This is a genomic window from Cellulomonas sp. P5_C5 (assembly GCF_054049655.1).
The window spans coordinates 1-15,714 of the sequence record NZ_JBFULY010000022.1 but is presented as its reverse complement, the minus strand read 5'-3'; the positions used below and the strand labels follow the sequence as shown (position 1 = coordinate 15,714).

The window sequence follows — 15,714 nt, the reverse complement described above, 5'->3', positions numbered from 1 at the left end:
AGACGATCACTGTCGGCGGGCCCGCAACGGCGGGCTCGCCGTCCCGGCGCCGGACGCGATCCCGGCGACGAGCTCCCGCACGGTCTCGATGCCCGACCGGGTGGGTCGCCAGTCGAGCTCCCGCTCCGCGCGCGAGGTGTCGAGCAGCGGCGCGGCCAGGGCCATGTCCAGCCAGCCCGGCCCGACCGGCACCGCGCGCGCGTGCCAGCCGATCGCGACCGCCGCGCGGGCCTGCGCCACCGGCACCTCGGTCAGCCGCCCGCGAGACACGACGTCCGCCAGGTCCTGCCCCCGAAGCACGTCCGGGGCGGCGACGTTGAACGGGCCGCGCGCCCGACGCACGACGGCCTCCCGGAACGCCGCGGCGACGTCGTCCGCGTGGACGACCTGCAGGCGCAGACCCTCCGGCCAGGGCAGCGTGGAGAGGTACCCGTCGAGCGCCCGCTTCGGTACCCACGGCCCCAGGAAGTAGCGCGCGATCTCGTGCCCGGCGGCTCGCTGGAACACCAGCGCGGGCCGCAGCCGGGCGATCACGAGGTCGGAGGACGCAGCCTCGACCTCGTCGAGCACCCGCTCGACGGAGGCCTTGTCGACGCTGTACGACGACGACCGCACCCCGTCGGTCGCCCAGCCCTCAGCGCGGGGGACGTCGTCGGGGGCCGGCGAGTACGCACCCACGCTCGAGGCCACCACCACGTGCGGGACCCCCGCCCGACGGGCGGCGTCCAGGACCCGGCGCGTCCCGGCCACGTTCACGTCGTGCAGCCCGCGGCGGTCGTGGCTCGGCTGGATCGCCCACGCGAGGTGGACCACCGCGTCGGCCCCGGCGAACGCCGCCGCCAGGGTGTCGGTGGCACCCGCCTCAGCGACGTCGCACGCCACCCACGACGCGACGGCGTACGGGAGCGGAGGGGTGCCGCTCGGGACCCGGCGGGCCACCGCCACGACCGACGTCACCGTGCCGTCGTCGACGAACCGCCGCAGCACCGCCGTGCCGACGTTGCCGCTGGCACCGACCACGACGACCCTCATGGGCCCACGCTCGCACCAGTTGCCCGAGCCCGCATCCCTGCTCGACGCGCGAACAGCCGCGCGGAGAGCCACGATGCGTCCATGCGGGTCGTTCGGGTGCTCCCGGGGCTCGTCGCGGTCGCCGTCGCCGCCGGGTGCGCCGTCGGCTCGTCCGCGACGGCCGTCGACGATGCGCGGGCGCTCACCGCCCCGCTCGAGCAGGCGTCGTCGGCGGTCGGCACCGCGACTCTCGCCACCGAGCTCCTGGGCGACGACCGGACCAGCGCCGCCGTCACGGACACCGCCCTGCTCGACCAGGTGCACGTGCTGGCGGAGGCCGCCGACGCGGTCGCCACCCTCGTGCCGGCCGACGCGGCCGGAGCCGCGTGGCAGGGCGACGCGCTGACGGCCGTCCGCGACGCACAGGTGGCGGTCGCCGGTGCACGGGGGTGGGCGGTCGGCGCCGGTTCCGACGAGGCCGCCGTCGTCGCCGCGCTCGACGCGAGCGCCGCCACGCTCGAGGACCTCACCGCCGCGCTCGACGAGGTGACCGGCGAGTGAAGAGGCTCCTCGGTGTCGCGCTCGGCATCCTCACCGCGATCGGCGGGTTCCTCGACATCGGGGACCTGGTCACCAACGCGGTGGTCGGCAGCCGGTTCGGGCTCTCGCTCGCGTGGGTGGTCGTCGTCGGCGTGGTCGGMATCTGCCTGTTCGCCAGCATGTCCGGGCGGGTCGCCGCGGTCAGCGGGCGGGCGACGTTCGAGATCATCCGCGAGCGCCTCGGGCCCCGCGCGGCCGGCGCCAACCTGGCGGCGTCGTTCCTGATCAACCTGCTGACCCTGACGGCGGAGGTCGGCGGCATCGCGCTCGCCCTGCAGCTGGCCAGCAGCGTCGAGCCGCGCCTGTGGATCCCCGTCGCGGCCCTGGCGCTGTGGCTGGTGGTGTGGCGGACGAAGTTCTCGACGATGGAGAACGTCACCGGCCTGGTCGGGCTCACGCTCGTCGGGTTCGCGGTCGCGGTGTTCCTGCTGGGGCCCGACTGGTCCGAGCTCGCCGACCAGGCGTTCTCCCCCACCGTGCCCGCCGCCGAGGGCCACGCCGTCTACTGGTACTACGCGATCGCCCTGTTCGGCGCCGCGATGACGCCGTACGAGGTCTTCTTCTTCTCCTCCGGGGCGGTCGAGGAGAGGTGGACCGTCAAGGACCTGGCACAGTCGCGGCTCAACGTCCTGGTCGGCTTCCCGTTCGGCGGGATCCTGTCCGTCGCCATCGCCGCGTGCGCCGCGATCGTGTTCCTGCCCGCGGGCATCGAGGTCTCGTCGCTGTCCCAGATCGTGCTGCCCGTCGCGCTCGCCGGCGGCAAGCTCGCGCTCGCGGTGGTCATCGTCGGCATCGTCGCCGCGACGTTCGGGGCCGCCCTGGAGACCTCCCTGTCCAGCGGCTACACGCTCGCGCAGTTCATGGGCTGGTCGTGGGGCAAGTTCCGTCGCCCGGCGCAGGCAGCCCGGTTCCACCTGACGATGATCATCTGCATCCTGGTGGCCGGGGCGGTGCTCATGACCAGCGTCGACCCCATCAAGATCACGGAGTTCTCGGTCGTGTTCTCCGCGATCGCGCTGCCCCTGACGTACCTGCCCATCCTGCTCGTGGCCAACGACCCGGAGTACATGGGCGAGCACGTCAACGGTCGGGTCACCAACGCCCTCGCGCTGGTGTACCTGGTCATCATCGTGACGGCGTCCGTCGCCGCGATCCCCCTGATGATCGCGACGGGAGCGGGCTCATGAGCCTTCCGCCCGACGAGCACCCGCCCGGGCTCGTCCTCGACGCCCGGCTGCACCTGCTCGACCGGCAGGTGCTGGACGTCGACGGCGTGCCGGTGTGCACCGTCGACGACCTCGAGGTGCACGGCAGCGACCTGCCCGACGGGACGACGACCGCCGTCGTCACGTCGCTGCTCTCCGGCGCCGTGCTGGCCACGCGGGTCTTCGGCGGGCGGCCGCCGTCGTCGCGGTGGCACCGCATCCGGTGGACCCACGTCGCCGACGTCGGCACCACGGTGGCGCTCGGCGTGCGCGGCGACACGCTCGACGTGACGTGGACCGAGCGCTGGGTCCGTGACCGCGTGATCGGACGCCTGCCGGGAGGTCGCCATGATCCTGGGTGACCTGCTCGACGCCCCGGTCCGGGGGCCAGCCGACGAGCCGCTCGGCTACGTGGTGGACGTCCGGTTCGTGCTCGACGGCCCGCTGGACGGGACTCTCGCCGCACCGCGCCTGCACGGGCTGCTGGTCAGCCCGCGGACCGGCACCTCGTTCCTCGGCTACGAGCGGACCGGGGTGCGGTCCCCCGCTCTCGTGGCCCGCTGGCTGCGGTGGCGGCACCGCGGGACGTTCCTCGTGCGCTGGTCGGACGTCGAGACCGTCGCACCCGGTGCGGTCCGGCTGCGGGACGGCTACCGGCAGCTCTCCCCCGAGCTGCCGGGCCGCCCGTCGCAGCGCCCGGACCTGCACCGGGCCACGTGACTACGCGCAGAGCACGGCGTCGACCGCCTGGTTGATCCGCTCCCACGCGGCCTCGGGGTCGGCCGTGGCCGCGGGCAACGCGGTCACCGCGACCGTCACCGACCGCCCGTCGGGTCCCACGCCGCCCCCGGTCTCGTACCCGGGGATGCTGCCGCCGTGCCCCCAGGCGACGCCACCGCAGCTCAGCGGGGTGCTGAAGAGCGCCAGCCCGTACCGCATGCCGTGCAGCTCCGGCGCGGTCTCGACGGTCGTCTGCATCTCGGCGAGGAGCTCGGGCGGCAGCAGCTCCCCGCCGAGCAGGGCGACGAAGAACGCGTCGAGGTCGCTCGGGGTCGAGACGATGTCGCCCGCGGCCCAGGCCCACGACGGGTCGAGCACGGTGATGTCCCGCAGCTCCCCGCCCGGCTCCGCCGCGTGGTACCCGAGCGGGTGCCGCTCGCGGAGCTCCTCCTCGCCCCGGTCGGGCACGTACGTGTCGCGCAGGTGCAGCGGCTCGATGACCCGGTCCGTGACGACCTCGGCCAGCGGCCGGCCGGCGACCTTCTGCACGATGAGCCCGGCGATCACGTAGTTGGTGTTGCTGTAGGACCAGCCCACCCCCGGCGGCGTGCCGGGCTGCGTCAGCGCGAGGTCCAGAAGCTCGCGCGGCTCCACGTAGTGGTGCCGCGTCGCGAAGAAGTCCAGGTCCATCACCGCGGTGTAGTTGGGCACGCCGCTGGTGTGCTGGAGGACCTGCCGGACGGTGATGAGGGTGCCGTCGACGCCGTCCCCGTGGACCAGCCCGGGCAGGTACGTCTCGACGGGCGCGTCGAGGTCGACCTTTCCCTCGTCGACCAGCTGCAGCAGCGCGACCGCGACGAACGTCTTGCTGTTGCTGCCGATGCGGACCTGGCCGTCGAGCGGCACCCGGGCGCCGGTCTTGAGGTCGCCGACGCCCGCGGTGTAGTCGCGGCTGCGCCCGCGCGGGTCCTGGTAGGTGGCCAGCGCGGCGGGGAAGCCGGCGTCACCGACGAGCCCGTCGAGCTCGCGCTGGACGACGTCGCGGGGGCCGCGGCCCTCGGAGTACGCGGGCGTCCCGCTGATCACGGCGCCGACCGCGACGCTGCAGGCGGCGGCGACCGTGACCGCGATGCGGACCTTGCTCTGCTGCCTTGTCATGAGATCTCCTCGTGTTCGGGTGATCCCAGCCTCTCGACGCGCGCACCCGGCCCACCATGGAGCACTCCCCCGAGCCGTGGTGGGGCAGACCCCACGGTGCGCTCAGAACAGCAGGTGCTCGCGCGGCCGGCCCTTGGCCTCGTGCCCGAGCAGGAACCGCTTGCGGTCCAGCCCGGCGGCGAACCCGGTCAGCGACCCGTCCGCCCCGATGACGCGGTGGCACGGCACGACGATCGCGATCCGGTTGCGCCCGTTGGCGGCCCCGACGGCCCGCGACGAGGTCCGCGGGTCCAGCCCGATCTCTGCGGCGAGCTCGCCGTAGGAGCGTGTCTGCCCGTACGGGATGCGTAGGAGCCCTTCCCACACGCGGCACTGGAACGTGGTCCCGACGAAGTGCAGCGGCAGGTCGAACGCGGTGCGCGTCCCCGCGAAGTACTCGTCCAGCTGCGTCTGCACGTCGTCGAACTCGTCGTCGGCGCGCTCCCCGAACGGGCCCTGCACGGCCTCGTACTTCGAGCTCTGCAGCAGGAGCGCGGACAGACCTCCGTCGTGCGCGACGAGCGTGATGGGACCCAGCGGCGACGCCACCACGGTGTGCACCACGCGGACATCCGCTCCGGCACCCTCGAGGACGTCGAGCTCCTGGACCGTCATGGTCGCCATCATTCCCCCACCCACTGACATGCCCGCCCGTCGCGCGCCTCTCGAAGGAAGACGCGACGGGCGGGCGGTGTGAGGTGCGGGTTCAGTCGGTGCTGCGCAGCAGGGTCCGCACACCGACGGCCAGCCCGACGACCGCCGTCACGACCGCCGCGAGCCATCCCGCGGCGACGGCGCTGCTGGTCAGGTCACCGGCGAAGAGCGCCCGCTCGGCCTCGACCACCCACCGCAGCGGGTCGAACGCGGACGCGACCTTCATCCACTGCGGCCCGGTCTCCAGGGGCAGGAGCATCCCGGACAGGATCAGGAGCGGGAACAGCACGGTCTGCTGCACGGCCCAGAACATCCACTCCTGCTTGCGCACCGCGATCGCCAGCGCGTAGCTCAGCGAGCCGAGCCCGACGCCCAGCACCGCGAGCATCGCCAGACCGATCGGGGCCCCGACGGGGTCGGCGCGGAAGCCGAACGGCAGCATCACCAGGACGAGGATGACCGCCTGCGCGACCAGCGGCACCATCTCCTTGAGGGACCGACCGACCAGCTGCGACGACCGCGACAGCGGCGTGACCAGCAGCCGCTCGTGGGCCCCGGTCTGCATCTCGAACTGCAGGTTGGACCCCGTGGTGGACGTGCCGAACAGCGTGGTCATCACCAGGATCGACGGCACGAACCACTGCCAGACGTCGGCTCCGGAGAACGCCCCCGTCGCCCCGACGGAGCCGGCGAGCAGCGGCCCGAACAGCCCGAGGAACACCAGCGGCTGGATGAGGCCGAACACCACGGAGAACGGCTCGCGGACCACCGGGCGCAGCTCGCGGGTCATGACGAGCCACACGTCGGAGAACCAGGACCGGCGGACGGGGGTCAGGGTGCGGGTCGGGGCGTCGACGGTGGTGGTGCTCATGCTGCGGCCTCCTCAGGGGCGGTGGTGCCGGCGCTGTCACGCAGGCTGCGGCCTGTGAGGGCCAGGAAGACGTCGTCGAGCGTCGGCCGCACCGCGAGCGCCTCCAGCAGGGGCGCGCCGGCGGCGGACGCGGCGAGGACGAGCTCGGGCACGGCCGCCCCGGCGTCGGCCACACGGGCCTCCACCCGGTCACCCGCGACGGTCACGTCCCGCGCGCCGGGCAGCGCCTCGACGATCGACGCCACGCGTGCCGCCGTCCCCCCGACCGCGACCGTGAGCACCACGCGGTCTCCGGCGAGCGTGCGCTTGAGCCCGTCCGCGGTGTCGTCGGCGATGACCTGCCCGTGGTCGACCACCACGACGCGCTCGGCCATCGTGTCGGCCTCGTCGAGGTAGTGCGTGGTGAGCACGATCGTCATGTCGTGCTCGGCGCGCAGCCGGGAGATGTGCTCCCACAGGTTGGCGCGGTTGTGCGGGTCGAGGCCGGTGGTCGGCTCGTCCAGGAAGAGCAGCCGCGGTGCGTGCACCAGGCCGAGCGCGACGTCGAGCCGACGCCGCTGCCCGCCGGACAGGTCCGACACCTTGCGCCTCGCCAGCGCGGTCAGGTCGAGCGCGTCGAGCAGCTCTCCCGTGCGGCGTCGCGCGGCCGCTCGGTCGAGCCCGTAGACCTGGCCCTGCATCGTCAGCTCGTCGGCCGCGCGCTGCTGGTGACCGGCGCCGTTGCCCTGCCCGACGTAGCCGATGTGCCGGCGGACGGTCGCAGGGTCCGCGACGACGTCGACCCCCGCGACCGTCGCCGTGCCGGAGGTCGGCCGGATCAGCGTGGTGAGCATGCGCATCGTCGTCGACTTGCCGGCGCCGTTCGGCCCGAGCACCGCGACGAGCTCCCCGGGGGCGATGTCGAGGTCGATGCCCCGCACGGCGTGCACGGTCTCGGTGCTGCTCACCACGAAGTCCTTGGTGAGTCCTCGGGTCTGGATCATGGGTTCTCCTGGGTCGGACGGGTGGTCGAGTGGGTACGGCACCAGCCTGTCGGGCATAGCGGTCAGGTCCTGTCCGCTACTGCGTGGCATCCTGGGCCTATGTCCACGCCGTCCTCGCGACTCCTCGCTCTCCTGTCCCTGCTGCAGGCGCGCCGCGACTGGCCGGGCGAGGCGCTCGCGGACCGGCTCGGCGTCAGCCCACGGACCGTGCGCCGCGACGTCGACCGTCTGCGCGAGCTCGGCTACCCCGTGCACGCGAGCAAGGGGCCCGACGGCGGGTACCGGCTCGACGCCGGGACCCAGATGCCACCGCTCCTGCTCGACGACGAGCAGGCCGTCGCCCTCGTCGTCGCCCTGCAGACCGCCTCCACGGGGGTCGCGGGGGTCGACGAGGCCGCCGTGCGGGCGCTCGCGACGCTCCGCCAGGTCATGCCGGCCCGCCTGCGCGCCGCGGCCGACGCGCTCCAGGTCACCGCCGTCACGCGCGGCGGCGGCACGCGCCCGCAGGTCGACCAGCAGGTCCTGCTGACGGTCGGCGCTGCCGTGCGGGCGCACGAGGTGCTCCGGTTCGACTACGCCGGCGGCAGCGACACCCGGCTCCCCCGCCGCGCCGAGGCGCACCACCTGGTCACCTGGGGCGGCCGCTGGTACCTGGTCGGCTACGACCTCGACCGGGCCGACTGGCGCACGTACCGCGTCGACCGGATGACCCCGAAGACCGGGTCAGGACCCCGCTTCGCGCCCCATCCGCTGCCCGCCACCGACGTCGCCGCGTTCGTGGCCGAGCAGTTCAGCGGCGTCGACCCGTGGCCGTGCCGCGGCGAGGCCGAGGTCGACATGGCCGCCTCCGAGGTCGCCCAGTGGGCCGGCCGGGACGCGCTCGTCGAGCCCCTCGGCGACGACCGCTGCCGCGCCGTCCTGAGCGCCTGGTCCTGGGACGGGGTCGCCGCACGGTTCGCGATGTTCGGCGTGCCGCTGCGCGTGGTCGGCCCCCCGGAGCTGGCCGACGCGATGCACCGCCTCGCGGCGCGACTGACGGCAGCCGTCCCGGTGTGAACCGGCCGTCGAACCCGACACGGGGGCCGTCACCGGCGCAATCGAGGCACCCATGTCGGGTTCACCGCCCGCTGGCCTCCACGGCGGGATGGCGGGGGTCGTCGACGTGGACCACGACGTCCGCGAGCTGCGTCGGCACCGTCTCCTCGTCGTAGCGGGCGAACGCCGGGAGCGTCCAGCGGTCCTCCGGCGGCGTCCGGCGCGCGAGGGTCGACGGGCGGACGGTCAGGTGGACGGTGAGGTCGGCGTCGATCCAGCGCCCGAGCAGGAGGCTGCCGTCGAGCACGAGGACGGCCCGCTCGGGCACGTCGACGTACCCGGCACGGGTCGACCGGTCGGCGACGGCGTCCCAGAGCGTCGGCAGGAAGCGGCCTCGGGCGGCGAACGGGTCGAGGACCTCCCGCCCGAGCGCTGCCGCGTCGACCCGGTCCTCCAGGTAGGCGTCCGGGTCCTGCCGCCCGTGCTCGAACCGCACGGACGCGGGCCGCAGGAAGTCGTCGGCGTGCACCCGGAACACGGGTCGGCCGAGCGCCCGCAGTGGCTCCACGAGGGCGTCGGCGAGGTCGCCGGGCCGCGTCGGCGGTGCGCCGTCGACGAGGACGCGGACCCGACCCTCGCGTGCGGTCGCGAGCTGCACCAGCCGGTCGACCAGCAGCTCCGGCGTCACGGGCTCGATCAGGGCTGCCGCCCCTCCCCGTGCTCGTCGGCGGCCTGCTCACGCTCGTCGATGACGTCCTGCCCCGGCCCCGAGAACTGCCGCGACCGCTCCAGCGCCTCGATGCTGCCCGTGAAGAGCCGCGCGTCGTGCCCGCCGGTGGTGATGGTCTGGGTGTCGTCCGGGGACCACGCGCCCGGGACCGGCAGGACGGGCGTGGGCGCGGAGTCCGGACGTGCGGCGGCGCGACGGCCCGTCGGCGGCGCGGGGGGCGTGCCCTCCCACCGGGTCTTCGGCAGGCTCTGCGGCGCCTCGCGCTGCAGCCAGCCGACCAGCCCCTCGCGGACGTAGCAGCGCAGGTCGAAGAGGGTGGGGGCGTCGACCGCGCTGGCCAGCGCACGGACGCGGACCATCCCGCCGACGGCGTCCGTGACCTGCAGGATGCCGACGCGGCGGTCCCACAGGTCGGTCTCCTGGAGCAGCCGCGTCAGCTCGGTGCGCATCGCCTCGACGGGGACCTCCCAGTCGACGTCGAGCTCGACGGTACCCAGCAGGTCGGCCGCGCGGCGGGTCCAGTTCTCKAACGGCGTCGTCGTGAAGTACGTCGAAGGCAGGATCAGGCGACGGTCGTCCCAGACGTGCACGACGACGTACGTCAGCGTGATCTCCTCGATGCGGCCCCACTCGTCGGCGACGACGACCACGTCGTCCACCCGGATCGCATCGGTGAACGCGAGCTGCAGCCCGGCGAAGACGTTGGCCAGGGAGCTCTGCGCGGCCAGGCCCGCGACGATCGAGATGAGGCCCGCGGACGCCAGGAGGCTCGCGCCGAGGGCCCGGGCCGACGGGAACGTCAGCAGGATCGCCGCGATCGCGCAGAGCACGAGGACGGCGACCGTGATGCGGCGGAGCACCTGCACCTGGGTGCGGACGCGACGGGCGTGCCGGTTGTCGGCCACGTCGATCCGGTACCGCTGCAGGGCGGCGTCCTCGAGCACGAAGGCGAGGCTGCCGATCAGCCACGCCATGGTGATGATGAACGCGATCAGCAGGACGTGCTCGACGGTCCGGGTCCAGTCCGCCGGGTCGGTGCTCAGGCGCAGCGCGATCCAGACCGCGACCACCAGCAGGACCGCACGCATCGGTTTGCGCGAGCGGCGGGTCAGGTCGGCGGCGACGGCCGACCGGCGCGCGAGGCGTCGGACGAGGACGGCGAGGAGGGTGGCGGTGAGGTAGGCGACGACGACCGCGGCGAGCAGCGAGATCGTCGGGACGACGAAGCCCTCGACACCGTCGGCCACGGACTCGTCGACAGCCCCGGGCAGGAGGTGGGGGCGCACGTCCCTCAGCGTAGGCAGTGCCGGACGTAGGTGCGCCCCGTCCCCTGTTCTCGGGGACGGGGCGCCACGGAGAGGCGTCTCGCCGGCACGAGGCTTGGCGCACTCCCTGAACCCTCACGGGCGGCCCGGCTCTCGCCGTGACCCTCGGCAACGCGGCCCGACTTGCGACCGGCTGGTCGCTCCGGAGGCCCCGGGGCGATCAGCTAGAACAGTTCTAGCACTGCCACGCGTGGGGCGCATCCTTTCCATGTCAATCCATTGAGTTGGTAAAGCGTCCAGCGGGTTACCGTCGACCCCGTGAGCGCCTCCCTCGTCCTGCACCGGCCGTTCGACCCCGTCCCGGCGCTGGCCTCCCTGGTCGCGCACGCGGTGCCCGGAGTGGAGACGGTGGACGGCGACGTCGTGCGGCGGGTCGTGCGGGTGGGTGACGAGCCGGCGCTGGTCGAGGTGACCCTCGGCCCCGACGAGATCGCGGTCCGCTCCACCGCCGGGTCGCAGGCCGAGCTCGAGGCGCTCGCCACCTCGTGGTTCGGCCTCGCCGACGACCTCGACACCGTCCGCGACGCCTTCGAGGACGACGCCGTCCTCGGCCCGCTCGTCCGCGCCCGCCCCCGGCTGCGGATCCTCGGGCACCCGGACGGCTTCGAGGCGGCGGTCACCACCGTCCTCGGCCAGCAGGTGTCCCTGGCCGCGGCCCGGACGTTCGGCGGACGGCTCGCCGCCGCGTACGGCGACCCCGGACCCGGTGGGCTGACCACCTACCCGACACCGGCACGGCTCGCCTCGGTCGACGTCGGGGAGCTGCAGTCCGTGGTGCGGGTCACCCACGCCCGCGCCCGCACCGTGCACGCGCTCGCGCGGGCCTGCGCCGACGGGCTCAGCCTCGGGTCGCCGGACGTCCGGGACGACCTCCTCGCCCTTCCCGGGATCGGTCCCTGGACCGCGGACTACCTCGCGCTGCGGGTGCTCGGCGACCGTGACGCGATGCCCGTGGGCGACCTCGTGCTGCGCCGGGCGCTCGGCGCCGGGACCGTCGCGGACGTCACCCGACTGGCCGAACAGTGGCGCCCGCTGCGCGCCTTCGCGGCCGTGCACCTCTGGACCTCGACCGCGTACGTGCTCTGAGCAGCACGAACGCGGTCCGGTGTCGGCGCGGTCACGATTCGGTCCCGCCTCCACCGTTTGCCGTCACAGTTGAGTCACAGGCAACCCGCAGCATCACGCACGGTCCTACGGTCACGGCCATGAAGCCGACGACGAGCCACCCCGCACCGACCGTCCGCGCCCGGACCACCCGCCTGGTGGTCGCCGGCGTCATCGCCCTCACCGCGACACTCAGCGCCTGCAGCGCCGGTGGGAGCTCCGACAGCGGCGACACCGCCGCCGACACCCAGTACGAGAGCGGGACCGACCAGGGCGCCGTCGGTGCCGACGAGGGCGGCACCGACGCGGGCACCCAGGAGGGCGCGGCGGACGGCTCCGTGGCACCGGCGGCCAGCACGCCCGACGCCAGCCGCCAGGTCATCCAGAGCGGCGACGTCGCGATGAAGGTGGAGAACCTGCAGTCCACCGTCGACGCGATCGTGCGGATCACCGAGGACGCCCGCGGCCGCGTCGACGACCGGTCCGAGAACGCCGCCACCGAGACGGAGGTCGGTACCGCGGCACTGACCATCCGGCTCCCCGCGGCCGAGGTGACCCCGACGCTGATCGCGCTGCGTGAGCTCGGCGACGTCGAGGCCGTGGAGCTGTCCGCGAAGGACGTGACCGGTGCCGCGCAGGACCTGGACGCCCGCATCCACGCGATGGAGCTCTCGGTCGGCCGCATGACCAACCTGCTGGCCACCGCGACGACGCACGACGAGATCATCGTCGCGGAGAACGCCCTCACCGAGCGCGAGGCCGGTCTGGAGCAGCTGCGGTCGCAGCGCGCCGCGATCGCCGAGCAGGTGTCGCTGTCCACGATCCACGTCGCGATCGTCGGCCCGGACCTGCCGCCCGCCGTCGTCCCGCCCGCACCCGTCGAGCCGCCGACCGGACCGCAGTCGTTCGTCGAGGGGCTCGCGACGGGCTGGGACGCCCTGGTCGCGATGGTCACGAGCATCGCCATCGTGGTCGGGGTGCTCCTGCCCTGGCTGGCCTTCGGCGGAGCGATCGCCGCGCTCGTCGTGGCCGCGGTGCGCTGGAGCCGGCGCTGGCGGGGGCCGTCGACCGGGCAGCCGCTCGCGGCCGGGGTGGGCACCGTGTTCGACCCGCCGGCACCCCCCGCCGGCCCGCCGACCGCACCGCCCGTCGACCCGCACCAGCCGCGCTGACCCCGCTCAGTCGGTCGACCAGTTGCTGACCGACACGCGCAGCACGTCGCGGCCCTGCCACCGGGACCCGGACATCCAGGTCACCCCGTCGGCCAGCACACGGGCGGTGACCGCACGGGTGCGCTCGTCGGAGCCGAACCCGACGCACACCTGGGTGAACACGACGTCGTTGAGGATCTCGGCACCGTCGATCGCGGCGATCCCCCGGGCGATCGACCGGGCGTTCGCGACCAGCCCGTCGACCAGGTCCTCGACCCCGCTGCGGCCCAGCGACCGCAGGACCGCCCAGACCGGCACGCCGCGGGCGCGCCGGGACAGCTCCGGGACCTTCTCCAGGGGGTCGCCGGACCCGCTGAACGTCGCGAAGTACTCGGCCTGCATGCCGAGGGCCCGGCGCAGCGGCTCGGGTCGCGCGACGATCGCCAGGCCGCAGTCGTAGGGCACGTTCAGCGTCTTGTGCGCGTCGGTGGCCCACGAGTCGGCCCGCTCGTAGCCGGCCACCAGCCCGCGCAGCCGCGGCGACGCCGCCGCCCAGAGCCCGAAGGCACCGTCGACGTGGACCCAGGCGCCGTGCCGGTGCGCGAGGTCGATCGCGTCGGCCAGCGGGTCGAACGCGCCGGAGTGCAGGTTGCCCGCCTGGAGGCACACGATCGTCGGCCCACCGCCGTCGGCCAGCGCGCGCGCGAGGTCGTCGACGACGAGCCGGCCCTGGCTGTCCACGGCGACGGCCGACGGTGTCCCGAGCCCGAGGTAGCGCAGCGCGAGGTCGAGGGTCTCGTGGCGTTCCGCGCCGACGAGCACCCGGACCTGCGGACCGCCCGCGAGCCCGTCGCGGCCGACGTCCCAGCCCGCGTCGGCGAGCACCTGCTGGCGCGCCGCGGCGAGCCCGGTGAAGTTGGCCATGGTGGCGCCGGTGACGAACCCGACGTCGGCGCCGGGCGGGAGCCCGAGCAGCTCGAGCGCCCACGCCGCGGCCGCGTCCTCCACCGCGACGACGCCGGGCGTGGAGTGCCGCATGGCGGCGTTCTGGTCCCACGCGCCCGTCAGCCAGTCCGCCGCGAGCGCGGCCGGGTGCGTGCCCCCGATGACCCACCCGAAGAACCGACCGGACGGCATCCCCATCAGCCCGGGCTCGATGCCGGCGGCGAGCTCGTCGACGACCGCCTCGGGCGCGGTCGGCCCGTCGGGAAGAGGCCCGCCGAGGACCGCCGCGAGGTCGTCGGGGCGGGCCCGCGGGTGCACGGGCCGCTCGGCCAGGGACGTCAGCCAGGCGCGCGCGTGGTGCGTCGCGCGGTCGAGCGCCGGCGCGAATGCCGGCCACCGTGCCGTCATGGCGTCCACCCTGCCACCGGCACGCCCGGGCGGCGCCCCGGTTTCACCCGGTCGATTCGTCCGGCGTGTCGTGCCGACCGGCGGTTTGCGTCAGGCCGGTCACCCGGACGGTCGACTCCGGCCACGTGGGTGGTCATTACCGTCAAGGGGTGTCTGACCGTCCGGGCCGCGGTGGAGGAGGTGGACGTGAGCACGACGGGCAAGGACCCGCAGTGGCGGGACGCCGAGCGCTTCGCTGAGAGGCATGCCCGCACCGTCCTCGCCCGCACCGACGTCCGCGTCACCGGCCCGGGATCCGCGATCGAGCTGGACCTCGTCGGCATCGACTTCGCGGCGCGGGTCGAGCACCGCCGCAGCCCTGTCGGTCGTACCGACCTCGAGGACCTCCGCGTGGCGGCGGGCTCGTTCGTCGCCGTCTTCTACTCCCGCTCCGGGTTCACCAAGACCGCCGTCCTGTGGGCCGAGGAGCACCACATCGCCCTGTTCGGCTACACCGACACCGGCTACGCCAGCCCGGCCAACCCGTGCGCGGTCGAGCTCGTGCACCGGGCCCAGACCGAGTCCGAGCACCACGTGCGGGCGGCGACGGAACAGGTGTCCCGGCGGGCGAACGCCGCCCGGCAGGAGGCCGAGCGCCTCGAGCGCGAGGCCCTGGCGCTGGAGCTGCGTGCGGAGGACGAGGCACGACGCGCGGCCGAGCGGCGGCGGGTGCGCCGCGAGCGTTCCGAGCGGGTCCTCGGCCGGACCGTCGCGCTCCTGCTGCAGATCCAGATCTCGCCGGGCGCCCTGTCGGCGACCGTCGACCGGCTCGCGCACTCGACGATCGTCGCGGCCGTCACGGACTCCGCGGACCGGCTCTCGATGGGCGACCGCCCGCACGCMGTGGCGCTCCTGCGCTCGATGTTCGACGACGCCGCCGCCGTCCTGGAGGTGCTGACCCCTCCGGCGGCGCGGGACACTGCGAACTACCGGACGTCACGGGCCTCGATCGAGCGGGGCCTCGACGCGCTCGACGCGGCGGACGGCGCCGGGGCGGTGGGACACGTCGCTCCCGAGGACGTGGCGACGCACCTGCGCGTCGCCGAGCAGTCCTGGCGGGCTCTCGTCGGCGAGCTGTCCAAGGCTCTCCCGGCGCCGCTGCTCAGCGACGTCCCGGTGCCACGCCGGCCCCGTCACCTCACCTCGTCGAGCGACCTGCGACCACCGGGCGTCGCGGAGCGTGGGCCCGCGGCCGTGTCGGTGCGCGGTGGCCGCCGCTCCTGATCCCCCGGCACGGCCCGCCGCGCACCGTGGACCTCAGAGCTGTCCGGGGACCGTGGTCGCGGGTGCCTGCACGACGCGCTCGGTGGGCATGAGGATCCACAGCAGCGGGTAGATGAGCAGCTGGCTGCCGGGCAGCACGAACAGGATCAGCACGAACAGGAGTCGCGCGTGGAACGGCGCGATGCCGAACCGCTGACCGAGGCCCGCGCACACCCCGCCCAGCACTCGGCCGTCGACCGGCCGGACCAGGCCCTGTCGAGCCATGCCGTCGTGGATGGTGCCCATGGTGCTGCTCCTCTCGTGCCGGCCAGGGGCGGCCGGACGTCCCCAGCATGCCGCGACGCGTGCCGTGCCCGCATCGGTGATCGCCCGGACGCGGACCCTGAGAGCCCCTACTTGTCCTTCTTGCCCGGGCCGCCCTTGGTGGCCGGTGGTTCCTTGGCCGGACCCGGCTGCCCCTTCTGCTCGGCGGCGGCCTGCTCCGCCGCCGCCTGCTCGGCGGCGGCCTGCTC

The 15,714-nt window shown here is 74.5% G+C and carries 17 protein-coding genes; 8 read left to right on the top strand and 9 right to left on the bottom strand.

What is annotated here, in order from left to right:
- Positions 1-6 precede the first annotated feature (6 nt).
- The gene (locus ACXJKF_RS16225; protein WP_456788747.1) at positions 7-1,032 is read right to left on the bottom strand and encodes an NAD-dependent epimerase/dehydratase family protein; all 1,026 of its coding nucleotides are present in this window, start codon (positions 1,030-1,032) and stop codon (positions 7-9) included.
- An 81-nt stretch (positions 1,033-1,113) separates the two neighbouring features.
- Between ACXJKF_RS16225 and ACXJKF_RS16220 the strand changes: the two genes are divergently transcribed.
- From ACXJKF_RS16220 to ACXJKF_RS16205, 4 genes are read left to right on the top strand one after another with little or no spacing between them, the layout of a single operon-like run.
- Complete coding sequence (locus tag ACXJKF_RS16220) at positions 1,114-1,572, top strand: hypothetical protein (protein ID WP_456788746.1); 459 nt, start codon at positions 1,114-1,116, stop codon at positions 1,570-1,572.
- Positions 1,569-2,798 carry an NRAMP family divalent metal transporter gene (locus tag ACXJKF_RS16215; RefSeq protein WP_456788744.1) on the top strand — a complete coding sequence of 410 codons (1,230 nt, stop codon included), beginning with the start codon at positions 1,569-1,571 and terminating at the stop codon, positions 2,796-2,798. Before ACXJKF_RS16220 ends, ACXJKF_RS16215 begins: the two co-directional genes overlap by 4 nt.
- Positions 2,795-3,178 carry a hypothetical protein gene (locus tag ACXJKF_RS16210; RefSeq protein WP_456788743.1) on the top strand — a complete coding sequence of 128 codons (384 nt, stop codon included), beginning with the start codon at positions 2,795-2,797 and terminating at the stop codon, positions 3,176-3,178. Before ACXJKF_RS16215 ends, ACXJKF_RS16210 begins: the two co-directional genes overlap by 4 nt.
- Complete coding sequence (locus ACXJKF_RS16205) at positions 3,165-3,536, top strand: PRC-barrel domain-containing protein (RefSeq protein WP_456788742.1); 372 nt, start codon at positions 3,165-3,167, stop codon at positions 3,534-3,536. Before ACXJKF_RS16210 ends, ACXJKF_RS16205 begins: the two co-directional genes overlap by 14 nt.
- Here ACXJKF_RS16205 and ACXJKF_RS16200 read toward each other — a convergent pair whose 3' ends face one another.
- From ACXJKF_RS16200 to ACXJKF_RS16185, 4 genes are all read right to left on the bottom strand, one after another.
- Positions 3,537-4,694: a serine hydrolase domain-containing protein gene (locus ACXJKF_RS16200; protein ID WP_456788741.1), complete on the bottom strand. Its 1,158-nt coding sequence runs from the start codon at positions 4,692-4,694 to the stop codon at positions 3,537-3,539.
- Positions 4,695-4,796: 102 nt separating this feature from the next.
- On the bottom strand, positions 4,797-5,348 hold the full coding sequence (locus ACXJKF_RS16195; protein WP_456788740.1) for a methylated-DNA--[protein]-cysteine S-methyltransferase: 552 nt from the start codon (positions 5,346-5,348) through the stop codon (positions 4,797-4,799).
- A 91-nt stretch (positions 5,349-5,439) separates the two neighbouring features.
- Positions 5,440-6,258 carry an ABC transporter permease gene (locus ACXJKF_RS16190; protein WP_456788739.1) on the bottom strand — a complete coding sequence of 273 codons (819 nt, stop codon included), beginning with the start codon at positions 6,256-6,258 and terminating at the stop codon, positions 5,440-5,442.
- Entirely contained in the window at positions 6,255-7,241 is a 987-nt protein-coding gene (locus tag ACXJKF_RS16185; RefSeq protein WP_456788738.1) for an ATP-binding cassette domain-containing protein, read from the bottom strand. The genes ACXJKF_RS16190 and ACXJKF_RS16185 overlap by 4 nt, the downstream gene beginning before the upstream one ends.
- A 99-nt stretch (positions 7,242-7,340) precedes the next feature.
- On the opposite strand from ACXJKF_RS16185, the gene ACXJKF_RS16180 reads away from it, so the two are divergent.
- Positions 7,341-8,297, top strand: a complete 957-nt coding sequence (locus ACXJKF_RS16180) for a helix-turn-helix transcriptional regulator (protein ID WP_456788737.1) — start codon at positions 7,341-7,343, stop codon at positions 8,295-8,297.
- Positions 8,298-8,358: 61 nt separating this feature from the next.
- Here ACXJKF_RS16180 and ACXJKF_RS16175 read toward each other — a convergent pair whose 3' ends face one another.
- Together ACXJKF_RS16175 and ACXJKF_RS16170 are read right to left on the bottom strand one after the other, a co-directional pair.
- Complete coding sequence (locus tag ACXJKF_RS16175; RefSeq protein WP_456788735.1) at positions 8,359-8,964, bottom strand: uridine kinase; 606 nt, start codon at positions 8,962-8,964, stop codon at positions 8,359-8,361.
- A gap of 8 nt (positions 8,965-8,972) precedes the next feature.
- Positions 8,973-10,292 (bottom strand): mechanosensitive ion channel family protein, encoded by a 1,320-nt coding sequence (locus ACXJKF_RS16170; protein WP_456788734.1) that lies wholly within the window; start codon positions 10,290-10,292, stop codon positions 8,973-8,975.
- Positions 10,293-10,589: 297 nt separating this feature from the next.
- Between ACXJKF_RS16170 and ACXJKF_RS16165 the strand changes: the two genes are divergently transcribed.
- Together ACXJKF_RS16165 and ACXJKF_RS16160 are read left to right on the top strand one after the other, a co-directional pair.
- The gene (locus tag ACXJKF_RS16165) at positions 10,590-11,417 is read left to right on the top strand and encodes a DNA-3-methyladenine glycosylase family protein (protein ID WP_456788733.1); all 828 of its coding nucleotides are present in this window, start codon (positions 10,590-10,592) and stop codon (positions 11,415-11,417) included.
- 119 nt (positions 11,418-11,536) lie between these two features.
- The gene (locus ACXJKF_RS16160) at positions 11,537-12,607 is read left to right on the top strand and encodes a DUF4349 domain-containing protein (protein WP_456788732.1); all 1,071 of its coding nucleotides are present in this window, start codon (positions 11,537-11,539) and stop codon (positions 12,605-12,607) included.
- 6 nt (positions 12,608-12,613) lie between these two features.
- Here the strand turns inward: ACXJKF_RS16160 and ACXJKF_RS16155 are convergent, their stop codons facing one another.
- Positions 12,614-13,939: a pyridoxal phosphate-dependent decarboxylase family protein gene (locus ACXJKF_RS16155; protein ID WP_456788731.1), complete on the bottom strand. Its 1,326-nt coding sequence runs from the start codon at positions 13,937-13,939 to the stop codon at positions 12,614-12,616.
- A gap of 186 nt (positions 13,940-14,125) precedes the next feature.
- Here ACXJKF_RS16155 and ACXJKF_RS16150 point away from each other — a divergent pair, with 186 nt between their 5' ends.
- Complete coding sequence (locus tag ACXJKF_RS16150) at positions 14,126-15,202, top strand: hypothetical protein (RefSeq protein WP_456788730.1); 1,077 nt, start codon at positions 14,126-14,128, stop codon at positions 15,200-15,202.
- A 33-nt stretch (positions 15,203-15,235) separates the two neighbouring features.
- Here the strand turns inward: ACXJKF_RS16150 and ACXJKF_RS16145 are convergent, their stop codons facing one another.
- Positions 15,236-15,487, bottom strand: a complete 252-nt coding sequence (locus ACXJKF_RS16145) for a PspC domain-containing protein (protein WP_456788729.1) — start codon at positions 15,485-15,487, stop codon at positions 15,236-15,238.
- Positions 15,488-15,714 lie beyond the last annotated feature (227 nt).